The organism is Cryobacterium sp. TMT2-10, assembly GCF_004403075.1.
GTDB classification, from domain to species: Bacteria; Actinomycetota; Actinomycetes; order Actinomycetales; family Microbacteriaceae; genus Cryobacterium; species Cryobacterium shii.
This window is the reverse complement of sequence record NZ_SOGW01000024.1, coordinates 1-26256: the sequence shown is the minus strand read 5'-3', so window position 1 is coordinate 26256 and position 26256 is coordinate 1. Positions and strand designations below refer to the sequence as shown.

The window sequence follows — 26256 nt, the reverse complement described above, 5'->3', positions numbered from 1 at the left end:
ACGGTGACTGTACCGTCCGGACGGTGAAGTAAACCGTCCAGACGGTATAGTAGCACCATGACCTCTGCCCCCGCTTCCCCGGCCGGGACCGCGCCGCGCCCCTCCCCCACGCGCGATCGCCTCCTCGACGCCTTCGCCCAGCTGCTGATCGACCAGGGCGAACGGGCGAGCACCCTCGAGGCGGTCGCCGCGGCCGCCGGCCTCTCCAAGGGCGGCCTGCTCTACCACTTCGGCTCGAAGGACGCCCTGATCGAAGGGCTCCTGTCGCGGCTGGACGCGCTCGTGGCCGACGATGTCGAGCGGATCCGGGCGGCGCCGGCGGGCGCGGTGGACTACCTGATCCGCACGTCGATGAGCGAGGGCACTCCCCTCGACCAGGCGATCGGGGCCGCCGTCTGCCTGGCGCAGGGGGCGCATCCGCTCGCCAACCGCACCCTGGCCTCAACTCGGCGCCAGTGGCTGAGCGCTATCGAGGAGGCGGTGGGAGACCCGGACGTGGCCGAGACGATCATGCTCATCAGTGACGGGCTGTACTACGAATCCACCCTCGCGACCCCGGGCCGGCTCGCCGCCGATGAGACATCGGCGGCGAGACTGGACCGGTTGCTGGCCGTGATCGGGCGAATGGCCGAGCGACCCGCGATCGGGTGACTACTCGGGTGATTACTCGGTGATGGCGATTTCGACCATGATGTCGGCCTCGATCGCGTCGCGCACCTTGGCCAGCAGGGTGGCCGGAACGGGCGAGTCCACCGTGAGAACGCTGAGGGCCTTGCCGCCGGCCACGTGGCGGGCGATCTGCATCCCGGCGATGTTGATCTGCGCCTCGCCGAACTCACGGCCGTAGACCGCGACGATGCCCGGACGGTCCGTGTAGAGCATCACGATCAGGTGTTCGTCGAAGGGAACCTCGACGTCGTAGCCGTTGATCTCGACGATCTTCTCGATCTGCTTGGTGCCGGTCAGGGTGCCGGAGACCGACACCTGCGAGCCGTCCGCGAGGGCGCCGCGCAGCGTGATGACGTTGCGGTACTCCGGCGATTCCTTGTCGGTGATCATGCGCACGGCGACGCCGCGCTGTTCGGCCAGGAGCGGCGCGTTGACGTAGGACACGGTCTCACTGACGACATTTGTGAAGATGCCCTTGAGTGCGGCGAGCCGGAGCACGCTCACGTCGTAGTCGGCGAGCTCGCCGCGCACCTCCACGTCGACGCTGGTCAGCGGGCTGTGGGCGCCGAGACCGGAGAAAACCTGGCCGAGCTTCTCCACCAGCGGGATGCCGGGGCGCACGTAGGGGTCGATGACGCCGCCGGCGACGTTGACCGCGTCGGGGACGAGCTCACCCGACAGGGCGAGGCGAACCGACTTGGCGACGGAGACGCCGGCCTTCTCCTGGGCCTCGTCCGTGGACGCGCCGAGGTGGGGCGTGGTGATGATGTTGTCGAGGCCGAGCAGCTTCGACCCGGTCGGCGGTTCGTTGACGAACACGTCGAGGCCCGCGCCGGCGATCGTGCCTGCGGTGAGGGCGTCGTAGAGGTCGTCCTCGTTGATGAGGCCGCCGCGGGCCACGTTCACGACGAACGCGGTGGGCTTCATCAGCTTGAACTGCTCGGCGCCGATCATGCCGTTGGTCTCGGGCGTCTTGGGCATGTGGATGGTGATGAAGTCCGACTGCGCGAGAAGCTCGTCCAGGCCGACCGGCTGCACGCCGAGCTGCTGGGCCCGGGCGGAGGTGATGTAGGGGTCGTACGCGATGATGTTCGTGCCGAAGGCCTGCATGCGCGCCGCGATCAGGGCGCCGATCCGGCCGAGGCCGATGATGCCGATGGTCTTTTCGTACAGCTCGACCCCGGTGTACTTGGAGCGCTTCCACTGCCCCTGCGCCAGCGCGCCGTGGGCGGCCGGGATGTGACGGGCCAGGCTGATGATGTGGCCGACGGTCAGTTCTGCTGCGGAAATAATGTTGGAGGTCGGGGCATTGACGACCATGACGCCCGCGGCCGTGGCCGCTTTAATGTCGACGTTGTCGAGGCCGACGCCCGCACGGGCGATGACCTTGAGCAGCGGTGCGGCGGCGATGGCCTCGGCATCCACCTTCGTGGCGGAGCGCACCAGCACGGCGTGGGCGGTGGCCAGCTCATTGAGCAGAGCAACCCGGTCTGTGCCGTCTACGGAGCGAACCTCGAAGTCGGGCCCGAGGGCGTCGACGGTGGCAGGTGATAGTTCTTCAGCAATCAAGACAACTGGTTTTGACACGAAAACGGATCCTCCGATAGCAGCGTAAAAGCGTTGAATGCGCCGCGACCCTGGGGCGCCCGATATGGCAATATTCTATCGGCTGCAGAATGGGGGCATGAGCATCGTTACCTTCCCGGACGTCCAGTGGGCACTCCGCATCGTTCTGGCCGTGGTTTTCATCGGGGCCGGGATCACCCACTTCCTGCCGCCCGTGGCACGCACGATGGCCGCGATGATCCCGCCACGACTGCGTTTCGCCGGGCCGCTGAGCCCTCGGAATCTGGTGATCGTGACGGGTCTCTGCGAAATCGCCGGCGGCATCGGTCTGCTGATCGGTAGCACGATTGTTACAGCCGGGGTGAGCCTGGTGGTCTTTCTGGCCGCCGTCTTCCCGGCGAACGCCTTCGCCGCCCGCTACCCGGACCGCTTCGGCCCCGCCGCCATCCCCCTCGTGCCGCGCCTGATCGGGCAGCTCGTGCTGATGGGCCTGATCGTGGTGGCCATTCTCTGACCGGACCCGGTCAGGCGATCAGACTGCCGAGTCCGAACATGAAGATGTCGGCGGCGATGGCCGCGTTGAGGCAGAGCCCGGCGAGGAACAGCGCCGCCTGGGCGCCCGCTCCCCTGGCACGGCCGAGCCAGGCGGCCAGCAGGTAGACGAGGATGGGCAGCAGAATGCCGGTCAGCAGCACGAACAGGCCGAAGCCGCTGAACTGGGTGTCGAGGCCCTGCGCGGTCTGGTTCAGGCCGACCAGGTTGCCGATCCCCTCCCAGATGTCGTACGCGTAGAAGAGGCCGAACACGATGGCGATCCCGAAACGGAGCCAGCGCGGGGTATGGCGCCGGGAGGCGGGTGCGGCAGCGGATGTCGTCAGTTTCGCGTCGCTCATGCGCTCGCCCCGTTTCCGAAGATGAACGGCAGCGGCGCGAGCAGCACCACCCCGAGGAGCAGCCAGCCGATCCGCGCTCTCGGATGGGTGCGGGTCAGCCAGAACGTCACCGCGAACCAGACCGCGGGAGCGGCGACGGCCAGCCAGAGTCCGAGGGAGAACATGAACTGGCCCAGCACGTCGACCAGGGGGTTCTGGATCCGGCCGACGCCGACGAACCAGCCGATCGTGTAGAGCAGGTAGACGCCGCCGAAGACGCCCAGGGCGACCAGAGTCAGGGAACTCATCGGCACCCGCCCGCGGGCTGCCTCGGCGGCTTCCACGGCCGCGGTCGGGCCCGCCACGGTCCAGCCCTCCGGCACCTCGGAGATGTCGGGCTCACCGGCCTGCTCGGCAGGGGCCTCGGCGGGTCTCTCGACGGCCGCGCCGGGGCGCCCCGTCTCGGTCCCGGACGCCAGCGTGGGGTCGTCGTCTCCGGCCCAGCCCAGGGCGTCGCTGTCCCGATTATCGCCGTTGCCGGTTCCAGAAGTCATGGCTCCAGCGTACCGAGTCTGATCACACTCGGATGGTCACACCCGGCTGATCACGACCTTCAGGGCCTTCGTCTCGGCAGCGCGGGAGAAGGTGTCGTAGGCGTCCAGGATCTGGTCGAAGCTGAACCGGTGCGTGCCGAGCTTCTCTGCGGGGATCCTGTGCTGGGCCACCAGTTTGAGCAGCATGGGCGTGGTGTTGGTGTTCACCAGCCCCATGCTGATGTTGATGTTCTGGATCCACAGGTTTTCCAGGTGCAGCTCGACGGACTTCCCGTGCACGCCGACATTGGCCACGTTGCCCCCGGGACGCACGACGTCGAGGGCCATGGAGAAGGTCTCCGGGATCCCCACCGCCTCGATCGCCACGTCGACTCCGGCGCCGTCGGTCAGGGCGAGAACCTGCTCCTTCCAGTCGGCGGCGCCCGAGACGACGGCATCCGTCGCCCCGAACAGGCGCGCCTGCTCCAGACGGTTCTCGTCCAGGTCCACGGCGATGATGGTGCCGGCGCCGTACAGCCCGGCCGTCGCGATGGCAGCCAGCCCGACCGGCCCGGCCCCGATCACGGCGACCGCGTCACCCGGCTTGACCCGGCCGTACTGAACCCCAATCTCGAATCCGGTGGGCAGGATGTCGGAGAGCATCACGCCCTGCTCGTCGCTCACTCCCTCCGGGAGCTTGTGCAGGGAGTTCTCCGCATACGGCACCCGCACGTACTCGGCCTGGGTTCCGTCGATGAGGTGGCCGAAGACCCAGCCCGTGCCGGACGCTCCCTCGTCGCCGAGGCAGTGCGAGTACAGCCCGGTCTTGCAGTTCACGCAGTGCCCGCAGGACTTGATGCAGGAGATGATGACGCGATCGCCGACCGCGAGGCTCTGCACGGCGTTGCCGACCGCCGTGATCGTGCCGACGCCCTCATGCCCGAGGATGCGGCCCTCCTGCACGGCCGGAACGTCGCCCTTCAGGATGTGCAGGTCGGTGCCGCAGATGGTGGTGGTGTCGACCCGCACGATCGCGTCGGACGACTCGACGATCGTCGGGTCGGGCACGTCCTCCCAGGCATTCTTGCCGGGACCGTGGTAAACAAGCGCCTTCATGGTGACTCCTTCGTCGACGGGTTCCGGGTATTCCCCCGGCGTCGAACACGGTACTCCCGTAGACTTTTTCCATCACGGATGGGGAGTCCCACGGCAATCCCTTCGCCCTTACCGGCGCCCCGGAACCGCGCATCGGCTGGTATGACCTGAACGGATGCCGGCTGTACGCCGAAGTGCGCGGCGCCGGTCCGCCGGTGCTCCTCATGGGTGCCGCCAGCGACGACGCCGAGATGTTCCGGCCGATCGCCGAGCGCCTGGCCGGTTTCACCGTGGTGACGTGGGAACCTCGCGGCACCCGGCGCAGCGGCCGCGAGGACTGGCCGTGTGATTCGGCCCGGCACGCCGACGACGCCGCGGCGCTGCTTCGGGCGCTGGGCCTCGCCCCCGCCGCGGTCTTCGGCGCGAGCGCCGGCGGGATCGTGGCGCTGCAGCTGGCGCTGCGGCATCCGTCGCTCGTGCGCCAGGTGCTCGTCTTCGAGCCGGGGTACTTCCGGCACACCGCGAACGGTGTCGCCCTACTGAACCGGGTCAACGACGCCGTGCGGGTCCCAGGTGCGCTTGAGCCCGCTGAGGCGCCGGAGTTTCGCGGGCCCGAAGACGGCCAATGCTGCGGCCAGCGGGTCCTGGTCAGGTTCCGCCCCGAGGAAGTTCACGTACTGGCAGCCCGAGGCGAAGGGCTCCATCTCGGCGGCGAACCCGCGCACGAACGCGATCCGGGCTTCGTCGTCGGCGGCATCGGGCCAGAAGCCGTAGATGTTCAGCCAGAACTGTGCCGCCCGGTTCGGGAACGGGGGGCCTCCTCGTCGACCCGTGCGACCGCGCCGCCCATGTGGTGGATGTCGAATCCCGTCCCACGCCAGGTCTGTTCGGCCGCCCGGCGGGCGATGACCTGGATCACGTCGTCGTCGAGCCGGTCGAAGGAGGTGTTCTTCCAGTACCCACGCACGCCCCGGGGGAAGAGCTCGTCGACGGCAGACTGCCATGCGGTCCAGCGCGCCGGTTCGACCACCTCGGCGTCGGGCGGCGCGGCCCGGCGCAGTCTGGTCCACGATCTCCTCGCCGGCCGCGATGTCCGGTGACGCCCAGGCGAAGCCGAGCAGCATCAGCGGGTCGTCCCCCGGCTCCCAGCCGGGCGGCGGCACCAGGAAGCTGATGATCGAGGTCAGCTCGGCGGGCAGGTCTCGGGTCCAGGCCTCGAAGGCGCGGAGCGCCTCCAGCCAGCGGTCCCGACCGTAGACGAGGTTGCCGGAGAACACCTCGGCGGGCAGCGGATGCGCCTGGAACGTGAACGTGGACACCACCCCGAAGTTGCCGCCGCCTCCGCGCAGCCCCCAGAGCAGTTCGGAGTTCTCGGAGTCGCTCGCCGTCACGTTCTCCCCCGCCGCGGTCAGGACCTCGGCGGCGACCAGGTTATCGATGGTGAGGCCGTGGGCGCGGGCGAACTGCACCACCGGACCGATGTCGCCCGCATCGGCAGCCCGCACGACCGCGACCGGGTGGCGGTCGATCATGCCGTTCCAGACGCGTCTGACCTCGTCGTAGCCGGTGTCGCCGACCGTGATCACGAGACCGGAAATATGCCTCTGCAGGTCGTTCACCGCGTCGAGGGAGTGGGGATGCCCGCTCTGCTGCCGTGTCGTCTGCTTGCCCATGGGTTCACCTGCGATTGCCGTCGTCGATGTCTGCTGGCCGCGCGTGAGGAAAGTGGAAGCGGCCGGGTTCATCCACTGGAAACCATGTTAAACACCTGCCGGCCGCGGCAAGCACCCCGGACGCATGCCCCGGGCCATCAGCGGTTTTAACGCGCAAACGGGGCCGATCGTGTGGATCGGCCCCGTTGTTGATACGCGCTTGGGTGTTAGCGCGCGGCTTCGCCGTCGACGTAGTCGTCGTCGGAAGAGGCGTTCCAGGCGAACAGCTTGCGCAGCTCGCGGCCGGTGGCCTCGATCGGGTGCTCTTCGCCCTTCTTGCGCAGGGCGAGGAACTCCGGCGCTCCAGCGTCCTGGTCCTGGATGAACCGCTCGGCGAACGCGCCGCTCTGGATGTCGGCGAGAACGGCCTTCATGTTCTCCTTGACGTGCGGGTCGATCACGCGCGGGCCGGAGACGTAGTCGCCGTACTCTGCGGTGTCGGAGACGCTCCAGCGCTGCTTGGCGATGCCGCCCTCCCACATCAGGTCGACGATGAGCTTGAGCTCGTGCAGCACCTCGAAGTAGGCGACCTGCGGCTGGTAGCCGGCCTCGGTCAGAACCTCGAAGCCGTACTGGATCAGCTGCGACGCGCCGCCGCAGAGAACGGCCTGCTCGCCGAAGAGGTCGGTTTCGGTCTCTTCGGTGAACGTGGTCTTGATGCCGGCGGCGCGCAGGCCACCGATCGCCTTGGCGTAGCTGAGGGTGAGCGGCCAGGCCTGGCCCGACGCGTCCTTCTCCACGGCCACGATCACGGGGACGCCGCGGCCGGCCTCGTACTCACGGCGCACGGTGTGGCCCGGTCCCTTGGGGGCGACCATGACGACGTCGATGCCCTCGGGGGCCTGGATGTAGCCGAAACGGATGTTGAAGCCGTGTCCGAAGACGAGGGCCTTGCCCTCGGCCAGGTTCGGCAGGACGTCGGCGGCGAACAGGTGACGCTGCACCTGGTCGGGCGCGAGGATGACGATGACGTCGGCCCAGGCGGATGCCTCGGCGGTGCTGAGAACGGTGAAACCGGCCTCTTCGGCCTTGGCCTTGGACTTGGAGCCCTCCTTGAGGCCGATGACGACCTCGACACCCGAGTCGCGGAGGTTCTGCGCGTGGGCGTGGCCCTGCGAGCCATAGCCGATGACGGCTACCTTTTTGCCCTGGATGATCGACAGGTCGGCGTCTTTGTCGTAGTAAATCTCAGACACGGGGTAATTCTCCTTAGTGTGGGGATTGGGTCGAGCTGGTGGAGACCGGAAGGTCAAACGGTGGAGACCGGCAGGTCAGTTCTTGAAGACGCGTTCGCTGATGGATTTCGATCCGCGGCCGATGGCCAGCAGGCCGGACTGGGCGATTTCCTTGATCCCGTAGGGCTCGAGGACGCGCAGCAGAGCCTGGGTCTTGCCGGAGTCGCCGGTGACCTCGATCACGACGGCGTCCACGGACACGTCGACGACGCGGGCGCGGAAGAGCGTGACGGCTTCCAGCACCATGGACCGGGTCGTGTTGTCGGCGCGCACCTTGACGAGCAGGTGTTCGCGCTGCACGGACTGCGCCGGGTCCAGTTCGACGATCTTGATCACGTTGATCAGCTTGTTCAGCTGCTTGGTCACCTGTTCCAGCGGGGCGTCCTCGACGTCGACGAGGATCGTGATGCGGGACAGACCGGGGACCTCGGTGTGACCGACGGCGAGGCTCTCGATGTTGAATCCGCGGCGGGCGAACAGGCCGGCGACGCGGGTCAGCAGGCCGGGCTTGTCCTCGACCAGGAGGCTCAGAACGTGGCTGGTCATGGTTATTCCTCTCCCCAGGTCGGTGCATGGTCCTTGGCGTACTGGACGTAGCTGTTGCTGACGCCCTGCGGCACCATCGGCCAGACCATCGCGTCGCGGCTGACCACGAAGTCGATCACGACCGGGCGGTCGTTGGTCGCGAGCGCCAGCTTGATGGCGTCGTCGACCTGGTCGGCGCTGGTCACGCGGATGGCGAGGGCGCCGTAGGCCTCCGACAGCTTCACGAAGTCCGGCACCATGTCGGAGCCGTGCCCGGTGTTGAGGTCGGTGAAGGAGTGCCGCCCGTCGTAGAACAGGGTCTGCCACTGGCGCACCATGCCCAGGGAGGAGTTGTTGATGATCGCGACCTTGATCGGGATGTTGTTGATCGTGCAGGTGGCGAGTTCCTGGTTGGTCATCTGGAAGCATCCGTCGCCGTCGATCGACCAGACCACCCGGTCGGGCTCGGCGACCTTGGCGCCCATCGCCGCGGGGATGGAGTAGCCCATCGTGCCCGCTCCGCCGGAGTTCAGCCAGGAGTTGGGACGTTCGTACTTGATGAACTGGGCGGCCCACATCTGGTGCTGGCCGACGCCGGCCGCGTACACGGCCTCCGGCCCGGTCAGTTCGCCGATGCGCTGGATCACGAACTGCGGGCTCATCAGCCCGTCGGTGGGTTCCGCGTAGCCGAGCGGGAATTCCTCGCGCAGGCCGCTGAGGTAGGTCCACCAGGCGCTGATGTCGGGGGTCGTCGTCTTCGCGGCGGCCGCGTAGGCGGCGGTGAGGTCGGCGATGACATCCTTGGCATCGCCGACGATCGGCACATCGGCGGCGCGGATCTTGCCGATTTCAGCGGGGTCGACATCGACGTGCACGATCGAGGCGTGCGGCGCGAACTCGGAGACCTTGCCGGTGACCCGGTCGTCGAACCGGGCGCCGAGCGCGATGATCAGGTCGGATTCCTGCAGGGCCAGCACCGCGGACACGGTTCCGTGCATGCCGGGCATGCCCAGGTGCTGCTGGTGGGAGTCGGGGAACGCGCCTCGGGCCATCAGGGTGGTGACGACGGGCGTGTTGGTCAGCTCGGCGAAGGCGAGCAGTTCTTCCGACGCCCGGGCGCGGATGACGCCGCCGCCGACGTAGAGCACGGGCTTCTTCGCCTCGGCGAGCAGCTGGGCCGCGGCCTGCACCTGCTTGCCGTGCGCCTTGGTGATGGGGCGGTAGCCGGGCAGGTCGAGCTTCGGCGGCCAGATGAAGGGCGCCTTCTGCTGCTGGGCGTCCTTGGTGATGTCCACGAGCACGGGGCCGGGACGGCCGGTGGAGGCGATCAGGTGCGCCGAGGCGATGGCCGCGGGGATGTCCTCGGCCCGCTTGACCAGGAAGGAGTGCTTGGTGATCGGCATGGTGATGCCGACGATGTCGGCCTCCTGGAACGCATCCGTGCCCATCAGGGTCGAGAAGACCTGACCGGTGATGCAGAGGATCGGCACCGAGTCCATGTAGGCGTCGGCGATGGCCGTGACCAGGTTGGTGGCGCCCGGGCCGGAGGTGGCGATGGCCACGCCCACCCGGTTGCTGGCGGACGCGTAGCCCTCGGCCGCGTGGCCGGCGCCCTGTTCGTGGCGCACCAGGATGTGCCGGATGGAGTCCTGTGTCATCAGCTCGTCGTAGAGCGGGATCACGGCGCCGCCGGGCAGGCCGAAGACGTCGGTCACTCCCAGCAGTTCCAGCGATCGGATGATGGCCCCCGAGCCGGTCAGGATCTCCGGCTTGCCCTGGCCCGCGTCCACGGACGCGGCGGCGGTCGAGGGCGAGGGCGATGGCGATGGCGATGGCGATGGCGATGGCACGGGTGAGGTGTCCGCGGTCATGAAATCAAATCCCTAGTTCGATTGCGAATGGTGAGCTAGCCGGTCACGGCGCCAACGGCCGCGGACTGCACGAGCTTCGAATACTTGGCGAGAACGCCCCGGGTGTAGCGCGGAGGCAGAGCGGCCCAGCCAACACTCCGGACGGCCAGCTCATCAGGGTCGACCAGTAGGTCGAGCGTGCGAGCTGCGATATCGACCCGTATGAGATCACCATCGCGCACGAAGGCGATTGGACCTGCGTCCACCGCTTCGGGTGCTATATGGCCGATGCACAGTCCGGTTGTGCCGCCTGAGAATCGACCGTCCGTTAAGAGTAGTACATCGGCGCCGAGCCCGGCGCCCTTGATGGCCGCAGTGATCGAGAGCATCTCCCGCATTCCCGGGCCGCCCTTCGGGCCCTCGTAGCGGATGACGACCACGTCACCCTTCTCGATCGTGCCCTCGGTGAGGGCGTCCATGGCGGCGCGCTCGCGCTCGAACACGCGGGCCGGGCCCTCGAACACGTCGGAGTCGAAGCCGGCGGTCTTGACGACGGCGCCCTCGGGGGCCATCGACCCCTTGAGGATGGTGATGCCGCCGCTGGCGTGGATCGGGTTGTCGAGCGTGCGCAGCACCTCGCCGTCCAGTTCGGGTGGGTCGACCTCGGCCAGGTTCTCGGCGACGGTCTTGCCGGTCACGGTGAGCGCGTCGCCGTGGATCAGCCCGGCCTCGAGCAGGGCGCGCATGACGGCGGGAACCCCGCCGTGGCGGTCCACGTCGTTCATGACGTACTTGCCGAACGGCTTGAGGTCGCCGATGTGGGGAACCTTGTCGCCGATCCGGTTGAAGTCGTCGAGGGTCAGGTCGACCTCGGCCTCGTTCGCGATGGCCAGCAGGTGCAGCACCACGTTGGTGGAGCCGCCGAACGCCATCGCCACCGCGATCGCGTTCTCGAAGGCCTTGCGGGTCAGGATGTCCCTGGCCGTGATCCCCAGGCGCAGCAGGTTGACGACGGCCTCGCCGGAGCGGTGCGCGTAGTAGTCGCGGCGGCGGTCGGCGGAGGCGGGCGAGGCGGAGCCGGGCAGGCTCATGCCGAGGGCCTCGGCGACGCTGGCCATCGTGTTGGCGGTGTACATGCCGCCGCAGGCACCCTCGCCGGGGGCGAAGGCGCACTCGATCCGCTTGGCGTCGGCTTCAGACATCCGCCCGGCCTTCACCGCGCCGACCGCTTCGAACGAGTCGATGATGGTGATGTCTTTTTCGGTGCCGTCGGAGAGCTTGACCCAGCCGGGCGCGATCGAGCCGGCGTAGAGGAAGACACTGGCCAGGTCGAGGCGCGCGGCGGCCATCAGCATGCCGGGGAGCGACTTGTCGCAGCCGGCCAGGAGCACGGAGCCGTCGAGTCGCTCGGCCTGCATGACGACCTCGACCGAGTCGGCGATGACCTCGCGGGACACCAGGGAGAAGTGCATGCCCTCATGGCCCATCGAGATGCCGTCGGAGACCGAGATGGTGCCGAACTGAAGCGGGTAGCCGCCGCCGCCGTGCACGCCTTCCTTGGCGGCCTGCGCGAGGCGGTCCAGCGACAGGTTGCAGGGGGTGATCTCGTTCCAGGAACTGGCGATACCGATCTGGGGTTTTTCCCAGTCGGCGTCTCCCATCCCGACGGCACGAAGCATCCCACGAGAAGTGGTGGCTTCGATCCCGTCTGTCACGTCGCGGCTGCGTGGCTTCAGATCGATCTCAGTCATGCACTGAGTCTAGAACCTCGAAGTGGGGCTCAGTTCGCCCGGGCCTCGGCCGCGGTGGCGGCCGCCTCCCGGATGTCCGCGATGATTCCCAGCACCCGGGGAACCTCCTCAGGCCCCCGCACGCGGTAGCCGGCCAGTGACGGCCCGGCGCCGATCTTGAGGCCGAGGTCACCCTCGTGCAGCACCGCGAAGGCGTCCTCGTCGGTCAGGTCGTCCCCGGCGTAGAACACCCGGTCGGCTCCCGTGTACTCGCGGAGCCGCTCGAGCGCGTCCCCCTTGGTGCTGCCCCGCACCGCGAACTCGAGCACGTCCTTGCCGGCGCGCACGGTCATCCCGGGTATCAGCACGCTGAGCTGGTCCCTGGCCTCCTTCTGGGCGGCCTGGCCGGCCTGCGGCGTGGCCAGGCGGGTGTGCAGGGCGCGCCCCGCGGGCTTTCGCTCAATCCAGGTGCCCTCGACGGATGCGGAGATGCCCTCGAGCACCCGGTTCAGGGTTTCCAGTTGTTCCAGTTCGGCGGCCACGAGATCCAACTGGATGTCGGCGGTGTCGAGCTGCACCTCGATCCCGTGGGAGCCGGTGAGCAGCACGTCATCCTGCGGGTCGGACACGTACCGCAGGCTGACCAGGGCCCGGCCGGAGACGAAGGCCACCCGCACTCCGTCCAGGTCGAGCAGGCGCTGCACGGCGCCCCGGGTGCCGTCCACGGCCCGCGCATCTTCCGGCCGGTCGACGTGCGGGGCGAGGGTCCCGTCGAAGTCGAGGGCCACGAGGAGCTTGTCCGCGCCGCTGACCTCGCGGAGCGCGCCCACGAGGGCGTCGGGGATTCCGGGGCGCACGGCGGCTCCTTCGGTGAGGGTGCGGAGGAAGGACGAGGACCAGGCGGCGACGTCGTTGTCGAAGACCTTGCGGCGCAGCGCGCGCATCCGTCGCTGACGTTCCGGGCGGGGCATGGCGATCGCCCGGAGGATGGCCGCCTTTACCCCGTCGATGTCGTGCGGGTTGATCAGCACGGCCTGCTTGAGCTCGTCGGCGGCCCCGGCGAACTCGCTCAGGACGAGTACGCCGTCGCGGTCGAAGCGCACAGCGACGTATTCCTTGGCGACGAGGTTCATGCCGTCCCGGAGCGCGGTGACGAGCATCACGTCCGCGGCCAGGTACAGGGCGACCATCTCCTCCCGCGGGTAGCCGTGGTGGTGGTAACTGATGGCGGTGTGGCTGATGGTCGAGAAGTCCCCGTTGAGCCGGCCGACCGCCAGTTCGATCTCGTCCCGCAGCGCGATGTAAGGCCCGACCCGTTCGCGGGAGGGGCTGGCCACCTGCACCAGGGTGACGTCCTCGACGCTCAGGCTGCCGTCGGCGAGCAGCTCGCCGAAGGCCTTGATCCGGTGCGCGATGCCCTTGGTGTAGTCCAGGCGGTCGACGCCGAGCATGATGGTCTTCGGGTTGCCGAGGTCTTCGCGGATCTGGCGGGCGCGCGCCTGAACCTCGGGGTCACGGGCCAGTTCCTCGTAGGAGGCCGCGTCGATGGAGATCGGGAAGTGTTTGGCGATCACTCGCCGCGTCTGGCCGTCGGGCGCCGGAACGTCGATGGCGACGCCGCGGGTCGGGTAACCGTAGAGGCGGCGCACGGCCCGGGAGAAGTTGCCCGCGTCGGCCAGGCGCTGGAATCCGACCAGGTCGGCCCCCAGCAGGCCGTCGAGGATCTGCTTGCGCCAGGGCAGCTGGGCGTAGATCCCGTAGGGCGGGAAGGGGATGTGGTTGAAGAAGCCGATNGCGCGCCTCGCGCAGCATCCGTGGCACGAGCTGCAGCTGGTAGTCGTGCACCCAGACGGTCGCGCCGGTGGACGCGGCGGCGGCGGCGGCCTCGGCAAAGCGCCGGTTGACCCGGACATAGGCGTCCCACCACTCGCGGTGAAAGCTCGGCGGTGCGATCACGTCGTGGTACAGCGGCCAGATGGTGTCGTTGGAGAAGCCCTCGTAATAGTCCTCGAGGTCGGCTTCGCTCAGCCGCACCGGCACGATCGAGATGCCGTCGTTCTCGAACGGTTCGAAGGTGCGGTCGGCGACTCCCGGCCAGCCGACCCAGGCGCCGTCGGAACTCCGCATCAACGGCTCCAGGGCGGTGACCAGCCCGCCGGGCGAGGTGCGCCAACTCTCGGTGCCGTCGTCGGCGACGTCGATCTCGACCGGGAGGCGGTTGGAGACCACGACCAGGGAATAGGTCACGTCGTGGCCATCGGCGGATGCCGTGGGTTCGGCTGAAGAAGAAATGGTCTCGTCCGTTCCGGCGGGCGCGGAGGCGATCGCCTGGGTGGACTTTCAAGGCTACCAGCGGGTCGGAAAGCGGCGTATTTTGGTTTGCAAACGTGTCGCGACGTGGCATGACCCAACGAGAACCGTTCGAAAAAGGCGGACCCATGACAACGCTCAGTTCGGTGCTGATCGCACTCTTCGTCATCATCCTTGTTTCCTTCATCGTGACCTTCGTCGTGGTGCGCATGCTCTACAAACGCCTTCGCCCGAGCCGGATGCTGACCGGCGCGGTTCTGCGCTCACAAGCCCGGGTGGTCCGGGGCCCGCAACGCGAGGTCCTGAAGCTGCGCGTGCGGCTGCAGGACACTCTCGACAGCGGGCAGGCAGCGGTCGACCTGGCCCGAAGCAGCGAGGGCCCGCTCGGCGAACTCCCGCGGCTCTTTCGCCGGGTCCGGAGCGAGGGCGCGACGCTGGAAACGCAGTTGCGGCTGCTGCAGAGCGAGAGCGATCCCGCCGTTCTCGCCGAGGCGATACCGGTGGCGCGCCGCCGGGTCGACCAGGTCGCCGTGCTGGTGCGCCGCCTGCGCTCGGCCGTCGCTTCCGGCCTCGGCGACCTGACCGACGACAGCCTGATGACCCTGCATTCCGATGTCGACCATGAGGTCGACGCGCTGAGGGCCGGAGTGCAGGAGTTGCGCACGCTCAACGGCCACGACGCATTCCCCTCCCCTCCTGTCCTTGAGGCGATGCACCGGGGGTCCACGAACCGTCTGACCGGGGGGAACGGATCATGACCATCAGCTCGCGGCTGCGGGTCATCCTTCGCAGCAAGTCGTCCCGAGCCCTGACCCGGCTGGAGGACCCCCGGGAGGCCCCCGACGACAGCTACGAGCAACAGGTCAGGATGCTGCAGCAGATGCGGCAGGGACTGGCCGAGGTGGCGACGACGAAGAAACGGATCGAGCTGCAGGGGCAGGAAATGGGCTCCCGCTACCAGCGGCTGGCCGACCAGGCCCAGGAGGCTCTGAACCAGGGACGGGAAGACCTCGCCCGCACGGCACTCGAGCGCCGCTCCCTCCTCGAGAGCCAGGTCGCGGCCCTGCAGAACCGGTACACCGCGCTGGAACACCAGCAGGCGCAACTGCACGACAACGAGCGTCGCCTCGCTGAACGGGTCGCCGCCTTCCGCACGGAGAAAGAGACGATCAAGGCCACCTACTCCGCGTCCGAGGCGCGGGTGAGGGCCAACCAGGCCGCGGCGGGGATCGGCTCCCAGATGAGCGATGTCGGCATCAACCTCGACCGGGCCAGAGACCGGGTCGCGCAGATGCAGGCCCGCGCCGCCGCCACCGACGAGCTGCTCTCCAGCGGCGCCTTGAGCGATGCCACCGCCGCGCCCGACGCGGACCTCGAACGCCAGCTGTCGGCCGGCACGACGAAAGCAGACGTCGACCGCCAACTCCAGGCGATGAAGAACGCCCGCGCTTCCCGCCCGGGCAGCGCCCCCGGCACCGGGCCGGGCAGCCGGGGCGGAGCCCGACCCCAGCCCGGAACCGACGCCTGGCTGAGCATCGGCCAGGGCCCGAACACCCCCTGACCGGTCGGCGAACCAGCCCGCCCGCTCCGACGAAGTCCGTGCCGGTGAAGCAGGCCCGGCGTCGAACCAATTCGACGGAGATTTTGAGTTAAAACCACCCAATCGGTGCGCCGGGGCACGATATCGGCAAAATCTCCGTCGAATTGGTTCGCGAGCAGTTCGTGGGGCGGCGGGCAGCGGGCAGTGGCCGGTGAAAAAACGGGTCGGATCACAGGAATATCCGGTGGGCCGGGTAGCGTGGAGGCAGGAGGCCCTTTTATGCGCAAGTTCATTTTCAGCAGTGCCATGCTCGGTGTACTGGCCGGCGGGCTGAACATCCTGCACGCCACCCGCACCGAGAAACACGACTGGCGTCTGGTCCTGATGTGGATCGGCTGGGGACTCAGTTTCGCCGTCGCCGTCGGCACGATCATCGAAGACGCCGACGAGCGCCAGATCGAGCACTGACCGGGGGTTCTGCGGCGTGTCAGAACGGTTTGCCTGCGTGAAGGCGGCACACTGGGAGTAATACTCAGCACAGCCGAGAGGGGCTCCCCGATGTTTGGTCGTCGACGTCGCGTCGAACCGGTGGCGCCGGTCACCCCGCCGCCCCTGGCCGAGCTCACCGACGAACAGGTCTTCGCTCTTCTGCACGAGCAGCTCGCGCAGCTTGTCGGAACCCAGGGGCAGTGGACCCTCGTGCCCCGCAGCAGCGACGACACCGATGTGATCTTCCACGGCCTGAAGGCACACCAGATCGCGTCCTCGCTCGCTGCCGTGCTGCGCATCGAGACGGCTGCCCTGCGCGGCGAGGTCTCGGCGGAGCCGACGGCCCTGTCCTGGACGCCGGCCCCGATTTCCGTGTGGGCCGAGCCGGAGCGAGCAGCCCTGGCCCCCGTGGCACTGCCCCACTTCTCCTCGGCCGCGCCCGAAGCGGCCGAGTCGACGGATCGCGCCCGACTCGTCGCTTAAGAGCGGCGCGAGCAGCCAGACCGACCGGTCTGGGCTCCTGGGTCAGTCAGCCGACGGGTTTCCAATCCGCCGGGCCCGTGGTCCCCGCCGGATAGTCCCCCAGGGGTACGGCATCCGTGCGCCAGGCGGCAAGCACCGGCGCCACGATGCGCCAGCACTCTTCCGCGGAGTCCCCACGCACCGAGAGCGTCGGATCCCCGCCGAGCACTCCCTCGAGCACCTCGCCGTACGCCAGCAGTTGACCCGGCCCGAATGCCGCGTTGAGGTGCACCCGGTCAAGGGTGAGCGGGTCCCCCGGGCCGTTGAGGTTCAGTTCCAGCGAGATCTCGTCCGGGACCAGCAGGATCCGCAGGACGGTCGGGCCCGGCTGGGCGCCGAACCCGGTCGGCAGGTACGGCACCGGTTTGAAAGTGATCACGATTTCACGGCGGCGCTCGGCGAGGGCCTTCCCTGATCGCAGGGTGAACGGGACGCCCGCCCAGCGCCAGGTGTTGATCTCGAGAGTGACCTCGGCCAGAGTCTCGGTATTGTTCTCCGCCCGCACCCCGTGCTCATCGACGTACGACGGCACGGAGTGCCCGTCGACGACACCGGCGGTGTAGCGAGCGCGATGGCTATTGCGTGCGGGGTTGCCGTTGCGCAGCCGGGTGGCGCGCAGCACGATTCCCTTCGCATCCCGGAGGTCGGCCGCTCCCAGAGAGGACGGTGGCTCCATGGCCAGCACGGCCAGCACCTGCAGAAGGTGACTCTGGATCATGTCGACCAGAGCGCCGGCGCGGTCGTAGTACCCCGCCCGGCCCTCCAGGCCGAGCTGCTCGTCGTAGACGATGTCCACACGCTCGATGTGCTCGCTGCTCCACAGCGGTTCGAAGATCCGGTTGGCGAATCGGAGCCCGAGCAGGTTGTAGACGGTGGAGCGCTCCAGAAAGTGGTCAACGCGATGGATCTGGTTCTCGGGCACGAATCCGGCGAGCCGGGCGTTCAGGGCGACGGCGCTCTCCTCATCGACGCCAAAGGGTTTCTCGAGGGCGATCTGGGCGCCCGCCGGCAGCCCGACCTCGGCGAGCGCGTCACACACCAGGGCGGCGACGGCGGGAGGCACGGCCAGGTACACGGCCGGCACGCCCTCGCATTCCGCCAGCACCCGGGCGAGGTCCGCCGGATCCGCGGGATTCGCCGTGTGATACGTGGTCTCGGCGATGACCCTGTCCACGGCGGACCCTGAGGCTCCGGCCGTGGCGAACGATTTCTTCACGACGGCCCGCCAGGCGGCCGGAGTGAATTCTTCCCGCCCCGCTCCGACCAGCTGCAGCCGGCGCTCGGGCTGCTTCGTCAGGAGCTGACCCAGGGCGGGCATGAGAAGGCGGGATGACAGGTCCCCGCCCGCACCCAGGAGAAGAAACGTCGAGATGTGCGCGGTCATCTGACAAACCTAGCTGGCAGGGTGTCTGCATGGCGCTCAACATCGAAGATTATGCCCTGATCAGCGACTGCCACACCGCGGCCCTCGTCGGCCGGGACGGGAGCATTGACTGGCTCTGCCTGCCCCGCTACGACTCGGCCTCGATGTTCGGGGCCCTCCTCGGCGACGAGGACCACGGACGATGGCTCCTGGCGCCCGTGGACGATTCGGCCACCTGCACACGCTCCTATGTCGACGGCACCTTCATCCTGTCCCAGGTCTGGACGACGGAGACGGGGCAGGTGGGGGTCCTGGATTTCATGCCCCACGGCGATCGGCGATCGGACCTGGTGCGCCGGGTGCTGGGCATCTCCGGATCGGTGCGGATGGGCCAGGAGTTACGCATCCGCTTCGGCTGTGCGACGACCATGCCCTGGGTTCGCCAGCTCCGCCGCGGAGACCAGCGTGACCTGATCGCCGTGGCGGGTCCGGACGCCGTGATCCTGCGGGGTCCCGGCCTGACTCCGGCGGACCACCGGCACGTCTCGCAATTGACCGTCGCGGCCGGCGAGACCGTCGACCTGCAACTGGCCTGGTACCCGTCGCACGAGGAGCCGCCACACGCCCTGGATGTCACCGACTCCCTGCACCGCACGGCCGAGTGGTGGCAGGGCTGGGCGCGCTCGTACACCCACGAAGGCGCTTTCCGGGACGAGGTGGTGCGATCGATGCTCGTGCTGCGTGCGCTCACGCACGAGACCACCGGGGGAATCGTGGCTGCCGCGACCACGTCCCTTCCCGAGTCCCGGGGCGGGCACCGCAACTGGGATTACCGGTACGTCTGGCTCCGGGATGCCGCCCTCACCCGGTCCGTGCTGCTGTCCCACGGATACGAGGTGGAGGCCCAGGGCTGGCGGGCCTGGCTGTTGCGGGCGGTTGCTGGCGGTTGCCGGCGACCCGGAGGATGTGCAGATCATGTACGGGCTCTCGGGCGAACGCTACCTCCCCGAACGCGAGCTGACCAGCCTGCCGGGATACCGCGGCGCCGGACCGGTGCGGGTGGGCAACGGCGCCGTCAACCAGTTCCAGGCCGACGTCATCGGCGAGGTGCTGGTTGCGCTGCACGCTGCCCGCGAGGCGGGGATCACTGAAACGGAGTTCTCCTGGCCGCTGCAGCGGGCCCTGATCGACTACCTCGAGCACAACTGGTCTCGCCCGGACCAGGGCATCTGGGAGGTGCGCGGACCGGCCCGCGAATTCGCCCACTCCCGCGTGATGGTCTGGGCGGCCTTCGACCGGATGGTGCGCGGCGTGAGCGAGTTCGGACTCGACGGGCCGGTCGAGCGCTGGGCCGAATTGCGCGAGAAGGTGCGGCTGGACATCGAGCGGCACGGATTCGACGCGGAGCGCAACATCTTCACCCAGTACTTCGGCGGTAGCGATGTGGACGCATCCCTGCTCGTACTCCCCCAGGTCGGCTTCTGCGCGCCGGACGATCCACGGATGCTCGGCACGGTGGCCGCGATCGAGGCCGACCTTCTCAGCGGCGGCCTGGTGCTGCGCTACCGCACCGACACGACCGTGGCCGGTCTCCCCGCGGGCGAGCAACCATTCCTGGCGTGCTCGTTCTGGCTGGTCGAACAGTATGCCGCGTCCGGCAGGGGCTCCGACGCGACGGCCCTGATGGAGCGTCTGGTAGCACTCTCCAACGACGTCGGCCTGCTCTCCGAGGAGTACGACGTTCGCTACGGTCACCAGGCGGGCAACACGCCGCAGGCACTGTCCCACCTGGCGCTGGCGCTGGCGGCTGACGCGATCGTCGCCGGCTCCGTGCCGGTCGGAACATCCGCCGCCGGCCCAGGATTATAGAGTTCGGTCATATTCTTTGTAGGTCTTCGTCGGAACGGGGCCGCCGGAGGATTCTAGATTGAAGAGCATGACCGCACGCACCCGCACCCGCACACTCACCGTCCGTGATCTCGCGCAGATTGCCATCTTCGCCGCCCTGATCGCTGCCCTGGGGCTGCCGGGCGCCCTGACCATCGGTGCGGTGGCCGTGCCGATCACCTTCCAGACCCTGGGGGTGATGCTGGCGGGCGCCGTGCTCGGCGCCCGGAAGGGCTTCTTCGCCGTGGCGCTGCTCCTTGTGCTGGCCGCGGCGGGCCTGCCCCTGTTGTCGGGCGGCCGCGGCGGGCTGGTCTGGTTCACCACGAGCCCGGCGGCCGGTTACCTCTACGGCTGGCTGCTGGGCGTGGTGGTCATCGGCTACCTGACCGGGAGGCTGCTCCCCCGCTACCCGTTCTGGGCCGCGCTGGGTGCGACCGTGCTGGGCGGCATCGTCGTGGTCTACCTCGTCGGCGTACCGGTCACCGCGCTGAACCTGGGCCTGCCGGTCTGGGTTGCGGCGGTCGACAGCGTGAAATTCCTGCCGGGTGACGTGCTCAAGGCTGTCGTCACCGTGCTGGTCGCACGCCAGGTGCACAAGGCCTACCCCGGGCTGATCCCGGTGCGTCGCCGGTCAGCCCGCACGTCGAAGGTCTTCGCCGGTCGCCGATGAGCTCGATCAGCTTCGACGGGGTCTCGCATGCGTTCGGCGAACGGATGGTGCTACGCGACATCCGTCTGAATCTCACCGAGCGGAGGGTTGGGATCGTCGGCGCCAATGGCTCCGGCAAGTCCACGCTGGTGCGGCTGATCAACGGGTTGATCACCCCCGACAGCGGAACGGTCACGGTCGACGGGCTGAACGTGGCCCGCAACGCCAAAGAGGTGCGGCGCAAGGTGGGGTTCATTTTCACGAACCCGGACAACCAGATCGTCATGCCCACCGTCGCGGAGGACGTCGCGTTCACCCTGCGGCGGCGCGGGCTGACCCGGGATGAGGTAGCCGCCCGAACGACGGCCGCGCTGGATCGGTTCGGCCTCAGCCAGCATGCCGACCACCCGGCGCACCGACTGTCCGGCGGTCAGAAACAGCTGCTCGCCCTGGCCGCCGTGCTCGTCGCTGAACCGCAGATCGTGGTGGCGGACGAACCGACCACCCTGCTCGACGCGCGGAACGCCCGCCGGATCACCGAGCTCCTGCTCGGGATGAGCCAGCAGGTCATCGTGGTGACCCACCAGCTCGAGTTGCTGGCCGCCTTCGACCGTGTGGTGGTGATCGAGGACGGCCGGGTCGTCGCCGACGGCACGCCGGAGGCCGCCCTCGGGTCGTATCGGGCACTGCTGGCATGATCGGGCTGTACCACCCCGGGCACTCGCTCATCCACCGTGCACCGATGCTGCTCAAGCTGGCGCTGCTCTCCGCCGGGGTGATGATCGTGGGGCTGCTCGGGGAGCCGTGGCAACTCGGCGCCGCCCTCGCGGTCGTGTTCGGGCTCTACCTCGTGGCGCGCGTGCCCCTGGCACCGGCCTGGCAGCAGATCGGGCCGATCCTCTGGGTCCTGCTGATCGCCGTGCCCGTGCAGGCTCTGTTCGCGGGCTGGACCGTCGCCGGCCTGATGGCCGGGCGCCTGCTGATCGCGGTGGCGCTGGCCGCACTGTTCACCCTGACCACCACGGTCACGGCCGTGCTCGAGGGGTTCCAACGGATGCTGCGGCCGTTGCGCCGCTGGATCGACGCCGACCGGGTCGGACTGCTCGTGGCCCTCACCCTGCGCTGCATCCCCCTCGTCGCCGAGATCGTGACCGAGGTGATCGAGGCCCGCCGGGCCCGGGGAACCCAGGGATCTCTGCTGGCCCTCGCTGTGCCGGTCGTGGTGCGCTCCCTGTATGCGGCGGACGCGATCGGCGAGGCCCTGGTGGCCCGCGGCCTCGACGACTGAACCGCTCCCCGGCCGAGGCGCCGCATCCCTTGCCGGTCCGCATGGCCGGGGGCAGACTGATCAGGGCAGAACCTCCCCGGACCCGATAGTGGAGGACACCATGGGCACAGGAAACATGAGCACGCTCGTCGTCTACGACTCGAACTTCGGCAACACCCAGGTGATCGCCGAGGCGATTGCCGCAGAGCTCGGCGAGGACACCCGAGCCGTTCCCGTTGCCGGTCTGGGACTCGACAGTCTCACCGGCGTCGAACTCCTCGTCGTGGGCGGCCCGGTCAACGGCTGGCGTCCCTCGCCGCGGATGCAGACGTTCCTCGCCCAGTTCAGCCACGGAACCCTGCGAGGGGTGCGGGCCGCGGCGTTCGACACGCGGCTCAGGCTGTTCATCCACGGAGACGCCGCCGGCAAGATGGCGCACGCCCTCGAGCGGGCGGGCGCCCATATCGTGGCCAGGCCCGTGGGGTTCGTCGTGGAGGGCACGCACGGTCCCCTGGCGGCGGGCGAGCTCGAGAAAGCGGTCGCGTGGGCGGGGTCGATCGTGTCCGCCATCCACCGATAGTGCGCGAAAAAGGCCCGGATCGAGGGGATCCGGGCCTTGTGGGGTTGCGCTACTTGCTGGTGAGCAAGTCCACGTAATCCTGGTTTTCGGAGATCCACTTCGCCACGATCGGCTCGTAGTCCTTGCCGTCGTAGTCGACGAACATGGCCTTTTCGAGCGAGTACAGCTTGTCGAGGTCCATGTCGAAGCCCTTGATCCAGGTGGTGGCCCGCGGGAAGTCGTCGGCGAAGTCGGCCTTGGCGTAGGAGTGCAGACTCTCCTTGCCCTTCAGCGCGCCCTTGGGGTCGTCGAGGGTCTTGATCGGCAGCGAACCGTACGCCCAGTGCGGCTCCCAGAGGGTCACGGCGATGTTCTCGCCGGCTTTGGTGGCCGCGGTGAGTTCGGTGAGCATGGCGGCGGTCGACGAGGTCAGGTATTCCATGTCCTCGAGGCCGTAGGTCGGGATGACCTTCTCGGTGGTCGCCTTGGTCAGGCCGGCTCCGGGCTCGATCCCGACGATGCGATTGCCGAACTTGTCGGCGTTCTTGGCCAGCTCGTCGAGGGAGTCGATCGGGGCGTCCTCGTTCACGGCGATGGTCAGCCGTGATTCCTTGTTCCAGGCCCCCAGATCGACGATGTCGTCGCCGTATTCCTTGACGTAGGACGCGTGGGTCTTGGGCATCCAGACATCCATGTTCAGGTCGTAGTCGCCGGTGGAGAGACCGGAGTAGACGGGGGCGACGTCAGCGTATTCCAGCTCGGCGTTGTAGCCCTTCTCGTCGAGGATGGCCTTCCAGAGTTCGGACACCGCGACGCCTTCGTCCCAGCCGTTGAACACGGCGATGGTGATGTCTTTCTTGTCCTTATTGCCGTTTCCGACGGTCTCCGCTTCGGAGGCCGCGCAGCCGGACAGGGCGAGAAGCCCGACGGCTCCGATGGCGAGGAGGGACAGTGATCGTTTCTTCATGGTGTTTCCTTTCGGGTCACCTGACGGTGACCGGGGTGCAACAGTGAGCAGGTCAGGCAGCCAGAGCTTGCTGGCTGCGACGCTTGCGGGCCGCGAGGATGCGGCCGAGGGGGGTGTCGCCGGTGCCGAGGGCCGCGGTCAGTCGGTCGAGGAAGATCGCGAGGATCACCACGGCCAGGCCGGCCTCCAAGCCGAGTGCGACATCGATGCGGTTCAGGCTGGCGACGACATCCGCTCCGAGCCCACCGGCACCGACCATTCCTGCGATGACGACCATCGACAGGGAGAGCATGATGACCTGGTTGATACCGGCCATGATGGTCGGCATGGCCAGCGGCAGCTGGATCTGGCGGAGTATCCGCCACGGCGAGGCGCCGAAGGCCTGGCCGGCTTCGACGACTTCCCGGTCCACCCCGCGGATACCCAGTTCGGTCAGGCGCACTCCCGGAGCCATCGCGAAGATGATGGTGGCCACGATGCCGGGAACGACGCCGACGCGGAACAGGATCAGCGCGGGAATCAGGTACACGAAGGCCGGCATGGTCTGCATGAAGTCCAGAATCGGGCGGATGATGTTGGACGCCACCGTCGATTTGGCCGCCAGAATTCCCAGCGGCAGGCTGAAAGCGATCGCCAGCACACTGGCGACGAGCACCAGCGCGAGGGTGTCCATCGCGTTTTCCCACTGGTCGACGCCGACGATCACCGTGAGGCCGAGGATTGTTCCGACCATGAATTTCCAGCCGCGGGTGGCCAGGGCCAGTCCCGCCGCGAGCACGATGATCACCCAGAAGGGCGGCGTCACCAGCAGGAAGTCGACCAGCTCATACGCACCGTCGAAGGCGGCCCGGATGAAGTCGAAGAAGAAACCGAACGTGTCGGTGATCCAGTCGATGAAGCCCTCGACGATGGTGCCGAGGGGAAGGCGGAAGTCGTTCACAGTGCGGCTCCTTCCAGCGCGGTTTCGCGCAGGGTTTCGGTGATCATGCTGACGGAGATGGTCGCCGCCGGCTCGATCACGGGCAGGTCACCGGTGTTCGTGCTCACGTTGCCGAGCGCGGCCAGCAGGGTCACCCGGGGGATGACGCCGAGCAGGCGCTTCTTCTCGTCGACGACGGCAATGGCCAGGTCGCTCTCAACCGAGGGTTCGACCAGCTCGACGAGCGGGGCATCCGGGCTGACCGAGACGGCGTCGCCCAGGATGATCGAGCGCAGGTCGGCGTCCCCGGCCTTGACGAGTTTGAGCACGTCGCGGTCGCGAACGACCCCGGCGAAGCTGCCGTCGCGGTTGAGCACGAACGCGGCGGAAGTCTGGAAGTCGCGCATGATGCGGAGGGCGGCACGCGGACCACCGGTGGTCGTGACGACGGCGCGCACCGGCTCCATCACACTGGCAGCGGTCAGCACCCGGGCACGGTCGACGTCCTGCACGAACTGGGCGACGTAATCGTTGGCCGGGTCGGTGAGGATCTCTTCCGGCGTGCCGATCTGAACGATCCGCCCGTCGCGCATGACCGCGATGCGGTCACCCAGGAACATGGCCTCGTTGAGGTCGTGCGTGATGAAGATGATGGTCTTGCCGAGCTCGGCCTGCAGCTCGATCAGCTGTTCCTGCATCTCGCGGCGGATCAGCGGGTCGAGAGCCGAGAAGGCCTCGTCCATCAGCAGCACATCGGTGTCGGCGGCGAGTGCGCGGCCGAGGCCGACGCGCTGCTGCATCCCACCGGAGAGTTCAGACGGCAGGCTGTCGGCCCAGCCGTCGAGCCCCACGAGACTGATGATGGTGCGGGCCTTGGCCAGGCGTTCCTCGCGCCCCATACCCTGCACCTCGAGTCCGTAGGCCACATTGTCGATGACCGAGCGGTGCGGCAGCAGGGCGAAGTGCTGGAAGACCATGGAGATGTTCTTGCGACGCACGTCCCGCAGCTGGGCGGCCGGGATGCCGGTGATCGGCTGACCCGCCACGGTCACGGTGCCGGAGGTGGCATCCAGTAGACCGTTGAGCATGCGGATCAGGGTGGACTTGCCCGAGCCGGACAGCCCCATCACCACGAATATCTCGCCACGGTGCACCTCGAAGGAGGCGTCGATCACGGCGGCGGTGCCCAGCGAGGACACCTCGTCGCGGCTCGATCCCGCTTTCATTTTCTTGACTACCTCGTGCGGGCGACGCCCGAACGCTTTGTACAGTCGATCTGCCTTCACGGCAATGGTTTCGGTCACGGATTCTCCCCGGCACGCCGGGCGCGGCCGTCTTGACGGCCGACGTGTCGGGTGCGCGCTGTGTCGGACGGGTAGGCCGTGACCGGCCTCGACGCCGTTTCGGGCGTGGGCTGGAGCGATCATGGGACCGCATCCGTCAGGGCCTCACCATACGAAATGGCCGTCCCAATGGGGTCGTGGCTGCGTGTTCGCGTCCTGGTGAAGGGTCGTAAGACCAGCTACTACCCTAACACGGGGGGAGTTTTCATCGCAGGATCTGCGATTTCAGCGGCGGTAGGCAACCCTGGGTCGGGTTCCGGCGGTGGTGGTGGTTCAGGTGCCACCGCACGGATGAACGTGGCCGGCTCGGTCACGAATGCGCGCCCGCTCGGCGACCTCCACTGGAGGACACCGCCCTCGAGGTGTTGTACCGTCCACCGGGTCTCGCTTTTGAGCGCGTGGCACGGCGGACACAGGTGGGCGAGGTTGTCCTCGGCGGTCAAACCGTTGAACTGCCAGTCCAGCGAATGGTCGATGTCCGAATGGGCTGCCGACCGGTTGCAGCCGGGGAACCGGCAGGTCTCGTCCCTCACCCGCAGGTACTTCTTGAGGTCTTTGGGCACCTTGTACCGGTCTCGACCGACCGAGAGCACCACCCCGGTCTCCGGGTGCACCAGAAGCCGGGTGAAGCTCGGTGCGCCGGCGGCGATTCGC

The 26256-nt window shown here is 68.2% G+C and carries 25 protein-coding genes and 3 pseudogenes; 12 read left to right on the top strand and 16 right to left on the bottom strand.

All coding sequences use genetic code 11. From position 1 onward, the window contains the following. The first annotated feature begins 57 nt into the window (after positions 1-57). Positions 58-651, top strand: coding sequence for a TetR/AcrR family transcriptional regulator (locus E3T37_RS02235; protein ID WP_134365223.1), 594 nt, complete (start codon positions 58-60; stop codon positions 649-651). A 12-nt stretch (positions 652-663) separates the two neighbouring features. Here E3T37_RS02235 and serA read toward each other — a convergent pair whose 3' ends face one another. Beyond that, the gene (gene serA / locus E3T37_RS02230; RefSeq protein WP_134365222.1) at positions 664-2256 is read right to left on the bottom strand and encodes a phosphoglycerate dehydrogenase; all 1593 of its coding nucleotides are present in this window, start codon (positions 2254-2256) and stop codon (positions 664-666) included. 97 nt (positions 2257-2353) lie between these two features. Here serA and E3T37_RS02225 point away from each other — a divergent pair, with 97 nt between their 5' ends. Next, positions 2354-2749: a DoxX family membrane protein gene (locus E3T37_RS02225; protein WP_134365221.1), complete on the top strand. Its 396-nt coding sequence runs from the start codon at positions 2354-2356 to the stop codon at positions 2747-2749. 10 nt (positions 2750-2759) lie between these two features. On the opposite strand, the gene E3T37_RS02220 is transcribed toward E3T37_RS02225, so the two are convergent. From E3T37_RS02220 to E3T37_RS02210, 3 genes are read right to left on the bottom strand one after another with little or no spacing between them, the layout of a single operon-like run. Then, a complete protein-coding gene (locus tag E3T37_RS02220) occupies positions 2760-3128 on the bottom strand; it encodes a hypothetical protein (RefSeq protein ID WP_134365220.1) in 369 nt (122 codons plus the stop codon). After that, complete coding sequence (locus E3T37_RS02215) at positions 3125-3661, bottom strand: DNA polymerase III subunit gamma/tau (RefSeq protein WP_134365219.1); 537 nt, start codon at positions 3659-3661, stop codon at positions 3125-3127. Before E3T37_RS02215 ends, E3T37_RS02220 begins: the two co-directional genes overlap by 4 nt. Positions 3662-3697: 36 nt before the next feature. After that, positions 3698-4756, bottom strand: a complete 1059-nt coding sequence (locus E3T37_RS02210) for a zinc-dependent alcohol dehydrogenase family protein (protein WP_134365218.1) — start codon at positions 4754-4756, stop codon at positions 3698-3700. A 173-nt stretch (positions 4757-4929) separates the two neighbouring features. On the opposite strand from E3T37_RS02210, the pseudogene E3T37_RS02205 reads away from it, so the two are divergent. After that, positions 4930-5211: pseudogene (locus tag E3T37_RS02205) on the top strand (alpha/beta fold hydrolase); the annotation flags it as partial. 60 nt (positions 5212-5271) lie between these two features. On the opposite strand, the gene E3T37_RS02200 reads toward E3T37_RS02205, so the two are convergent. From E3T37_RS02200 to E3T37_RS17260, 7 genes and pseudogenes are all read right to left on the bottom strand, one after another. Continuing rightward, positions 5272-6408, bottom strand: a complete 1137-nt coding sequence (locus tag E3T37_RS02200) for a hypothetical protein (protein WP_241994527.1) — start codon at positions 6406-6408, stop codon at positions 5272-5274. Between the two features lie 206 nt (positions 6409-6614). Further along, the gene (ilvC, locus tag E3T37_RS02195) at positions 6615-7643 is read right to left on the bottom strand and encodes a ketol-acid reductoisomerase (RefSeq protein WP_134365217.1); all 1029 of its coding nucleotides are present in this window, start codon (positions 7641-7643) and stop codon (positions 6615-6617) included. A 75-nt stretch (positions 7644-7718) separates the two neighbouring features. Then, entirely contained in the window at positions 7719-8228 is a 510-nt protein-coding gene (gene ilvN / locus E3T37_RS02190; protein ID WP_134365216.1) for an acetolactate synthase small subunit, read from the bottom strand. Positions 8229-8230: 2 nt separating this feature from the next. Next, entirely contained in the window at positions 8231-10078 is a 1848-nt protein-coding gene (locus tag E3T37_RS02185; protein WP_134365215.1) for an acetolactate synthase large subunit, read from the bottom strand. A 35-nt stretch (positions 10079-10113) separates the two neighbouring features. Continuing rightward, positions 10114-11808 (bottom strand): dihydroxy-acid dehydratase, encoded by a 1695-nt coding sequence (gene ilvD / locus E3T37_RS02180; RefSeq protein ID WP_134365214.1) that lies wholly within the window; start codon positions 11806-11808, stop codon positions 10114-10116. 29 nt (positions 11809-11837) lie between these two features. Next, positions 11838-12575 (bottom strand): trehalose-phosphatase, encoded by a 738-nt coding sequence (otsB, locus tag E3T37_RS17265; protein WP_241994528.1) that lies wholly within the window; start codon positions 12573-12575, stop codon positions 11838-11840. Positions 12576-12656: 81 nt separating this feature from the next. Continuing rightward, positions 12657-14079: pseudogene (locus E3T37_RS17260) on the bottom strand (trehalose-6-phosphate synthase); the annotation flags it as partial. A 146-nt stretch (positions 14080-14225) separates the two neighbouring features. Between E3T37_RS17260 and E3T37_RS02170 the strand changes: the two are divergent. From E3T37_RS02170 to E3T37_RS02155, 4 genes are all read left to right on the top strand, one after another. Then, a complete protein-coding gene (locus E3T37_RS02170; protein WP_134365213.1) occupies positions 14226-14855 on the top strand; it encodes a hypothetical protein in 630 nt (209 codons plus the stop codon). Next, a complete protein-coding gene (locus E3T37_RS02165; RefSeq protein WP_134365212.1) occupies positions 14852-15658 on the top strand; it encodes a PspA/IM30 family protein in 807 nt (268 codons plus the stop codon). Before E3T37_RS02170 ends, E3T37_RS02165 begins: the two co-directional genes overlap by 4 nt. 258 nt (positions 15659-15916) lie before the next feature. Continuing rightward, the gene (locus E3T37_RS02160; protein ID WP_134365211.1) at positions 15917-16105 is read left to right on the top strand and encodes a hypothetical protein; all 189 of its coding nucleotides are present in this window, start codon (positions 15917-15919) and stop codon (positions 16103-16105) included. Between the two features lie 90 nt (positions 16106-16195). Beyond that, positions 16196-16609, top strand: coding sequence for a hypothetical protein (locus E3T37_RS02155; RefSeq protein WP_134365210.1), 414 nt, complete (start codon positions 16196-16198; stop codon positions 16607-16609). 46 nt (positions 16610-16655) lie between these two features. On the opposite strand, the gene E3T37_RS02150 is transcribed toward E3T37_RS02155, so the two are convergent. Next, positions 16656-18032, bottom strand: coding sequence for a glucose-6-phosphate dehydrogenase (locus E3T37_RS02150; RefSeq protein ID WP_134365209.1), 1377 nt, complete (start codon positions 18030-18032; stop codon positions 16656-16658). Between the two features lie 29 nt (positions 18033-18061). Between E3T37_RS02150 and E3T37_RS02145 the strand changes: the two are divergent. The 5 genes and pseudogenes from E3T37_RS02145 to E3T37_RS02125 all read left to right on the top strand — a co-directional run bounded on the left by E3T37_RS02145 (position 18062) and on the right by E3T37_RS02125 (position 22394). Next, positions 18062-19880, top strand: a pseudogene (locus tag E3T37_RS02145) (glycoside hydrolase family 15 protein). A gap of 67 nt (positions 19881-19947) precedes the next feature. After that, on the top strand, positions 19948-20568 hold the full coding sequence (locus E3T37_RS02140) for a biotin transporter BioY (protein ID WP_134365208.1): 621 nt from the start codon (positions 19948-19950) through the stop codon (positions 20566-20568). Next, a complete protein-coding gene (locus tag E3T37_RS02135; RefSeq protein WP_134365207.1) occupies positions 20565-21245 on the top strand; it encodes an energy-coupling factor ABC transporter ATP-binding protein in 681 nt (226 codons plus the stop codon). Before E3T37_RS02140 ends, E3T37_RS02135 begins: the two co-directional genes overlap by 4 nt. After that, positions 21242-21835: an energy-coupling factor transporter transmembrane protein EcfT gene (locus E3T37_RS02130; RefSeq protein ID WP_134365206.1), complete on the top strand. Its 594-nt coding sequence runs from the start codon at positions 21242-21244 to the stop codon at positions 21833-21835. The genes E3T37_RS02135 and E3T37_RS02130 overlap by 4 nt, the downstream gene beginning before the upstream one ends. A gap of 100 nt (positions 21836-21935) precedes the next feature. Beyond that, the gene (locus E3T37_RS02125) at positions 21936-22394 is read left to right on the top strand and encodes a flavodoxin domain-containing protein (protein ID WP_241975938.1); all 459 of its coding nucleotides are present in this window, start codon (positions 21936-21938) and stop codon (positions 22392-22394) included. Between the two features lie 49 nt (positions 22395-22443). Here E3T37_RS02125 and E3T37_RS02120 read toward each other — a convergent pair whose 3' ends face one another. The 4 genes from E3T37_RS02120 to E3T37_RS16680 form a co-directional block, all read right to left on the bottom strand. Continuing rightward, positions 22444-23340 (bottom strand): glycine betaine ABC transporter substrate-binding protein, encoded by an 897-nt coding sequence (locus E3T37_RS02120; RefSeq protein ID WP_134365205.1) that lies wholly within the window; start codon positions 23338-23340, stop codon positions 22444-22446. A 52-nt stretch (positions 23341-23392) separates the two neighbouring features. Beyond that, positions 23393-24280, bottom strand: a complete 888-nt coding sequence (locus E3T37_RS02115) for a proline/glycine betaine ABC transporter permease (protein ID WP_134365204.1) — start codon at positions 24278-24280, stop codon at positions 23393-23395. Further along, positions 24277-25563 carry a glycine betaine/L-proline ABC transporter ATP-binding protein gene (locus E3T37_RS02110; protein WP_241994526.1) on the bottom strand — a complete coding sequence of 429 codons (1287 nt, stop codon included), beginning with the start codon at positions 25561-25563 and terminating at the stop codon, positions 24277-24279. Before E3T37_RS02110 ends, E3T37_RS02115 begins: the two co-directional genes overlap by 4 nt. Before the next feature lie 221 nt (positions 25564-25784). Next, positions 25785-26256: HNH endonuclease signature motif containing protein (locus E3T37_RS16680; RefSeq protein WP_166806061.1), on the bottom strand; the 472-nt coding region annotated here is incomplete at its 5' end.

Excerpts from the sequence above, each read along its gene's own strand:
- E3T37_RS02235 (WP_134365223.1), top strand. The coding sequence starts at position 58 with ATGACCTCTGCCCCCGCTTCCCCGGCCGGGACCGCGCCGCGCCCCTCC.
- E3T37_RS02225 (WP_134365221.1), top strand. The coding sequence starts at position 2,354 with ATGAGCATCGTTACCTTCCCGGACGTCCAGTGGGCACTCCGCATCGTT.
- E3T37_RS02220 (WP_134365220.1), bottom strand. The coding sequence starts at position 3,128 with ATGAGCGACGCGAAACTGACGACATCCGCTGCCGCACCCGCCTCCCGG.
- E3T37_RS02215 (WP_134365219.1), bottom strand. The coding sequence starts at position 3,661 with ATGACTTCTGGAACCGGCAACGGCGATAATCGGGACAGCGACGCCCTG.
- E3T37_RS02210 (WP_134365218.1), bottom strand. The coding sequence starts at position 4,756 with ATGAAGGCGCTTGTTTACCACGGTCCCGGCAAGAATGCCTGGGAGGAC.
- E3T37_RS02200 (WP_241994527.1), bottom strand. The coding sequence starts at position 6,408 with ATGGGCAAGCAGACGACACGGCAGCAGAGCGGGCATCCCCACTCCCTC.
- ilvN (WP_134365216.1), bottom strand. The coding sequence starts at position 8,228 with ATGACCAGCCACGTTCTGAGCCTCCTGGTCGAGGACAAGCCCGGCCTG.
- E3T37_RS02185 (WP_134365215.1), bottom strand. The coding sequence starts at position 10,078 with ATGACCGCGGACACCTCACCCGTGCCATCGCCATCGCCATCGCCATCG.
- ilvD (WP_134365214.1), bottom strand. The coding sequence starts at position 11,808 with ATGACTGAGATCGATCTGAAGCCACGCAGCCGCGACGTGACAGACGGG.
- E3T37_RS02170 (WP_134365213.1), top strand. The coding sequence starts at position 14,226 with ATGACAACGCTCAGTTCGGTGCTGATCGCACTCTTCGTCATCATCCTT.
- E3T37_RS02165 (WP_134365212.1), top strand. The coding sequence starts at position 14,852 with ATGACCATCAGCTCGCGGCTGCGGGTCATCCTTCGCAGCAAGTCGTCC.
- E3T37_RS02160 (WP_134365211.1), top strand. The coding sequence starts at position 15,917 with ATGCGCAAGTTCATTTTCAGCAGTGCCATGCTCGGTGTACTGGCCGGC.
- E3T37_RS02155 (WP_134365210.1), top strand. The coding sequence starts at position 16,196 with ATGTTTGGTCGTCGACGTCGCGTCGAACCGGTGGCGCCGGTCACCCCG.
- E3T37_RS02150 (WP_134365209.1), bottom strand. The coding sequence starts at position 18,032 with ATGACCGCGCACATCTCGACGTTTCTTCTCCTGGGTGCGGGCGGGGAC.
- E3T37_RS02140 (WP_134365208.1), top strand. The coding sequence starts at position 19,948 with ATGACCGCACGCACCCGCACCCGCACACTCACCGTCCGTGATCTCGCG.
- E3T37_RS02135 (WP_134365207.1), top strand. The coding sequence starts at position 20,565 with ATGAGCTCGATCAGCTTCGACGGGGTCTCGCATGCGTTCGGCGAACGG.
- E3T37_RS02130 (WP_134365206.1), top strand. The coding sequence starts at position 21,242 with ATGATCGGGCTGTACCACCCCGGGCACTCGCTCATCCACCGTGCACCG.
- E3T37_RS02125 (WP_241975938.1), top strand. The coding sequence starts at position 21,936 with ATGGGCACAGGAAACATGAGCACGCTCGTCGTCTACGACTCGAACTTC.
- E3T37_RS02120 (WP_134365205.1), bottom strand. The coding sequence starts at position 23,340 with ATGAAGAAACGATCACTGTCCCTCCTCGCCATCGGAGCCGTCGGGCTT.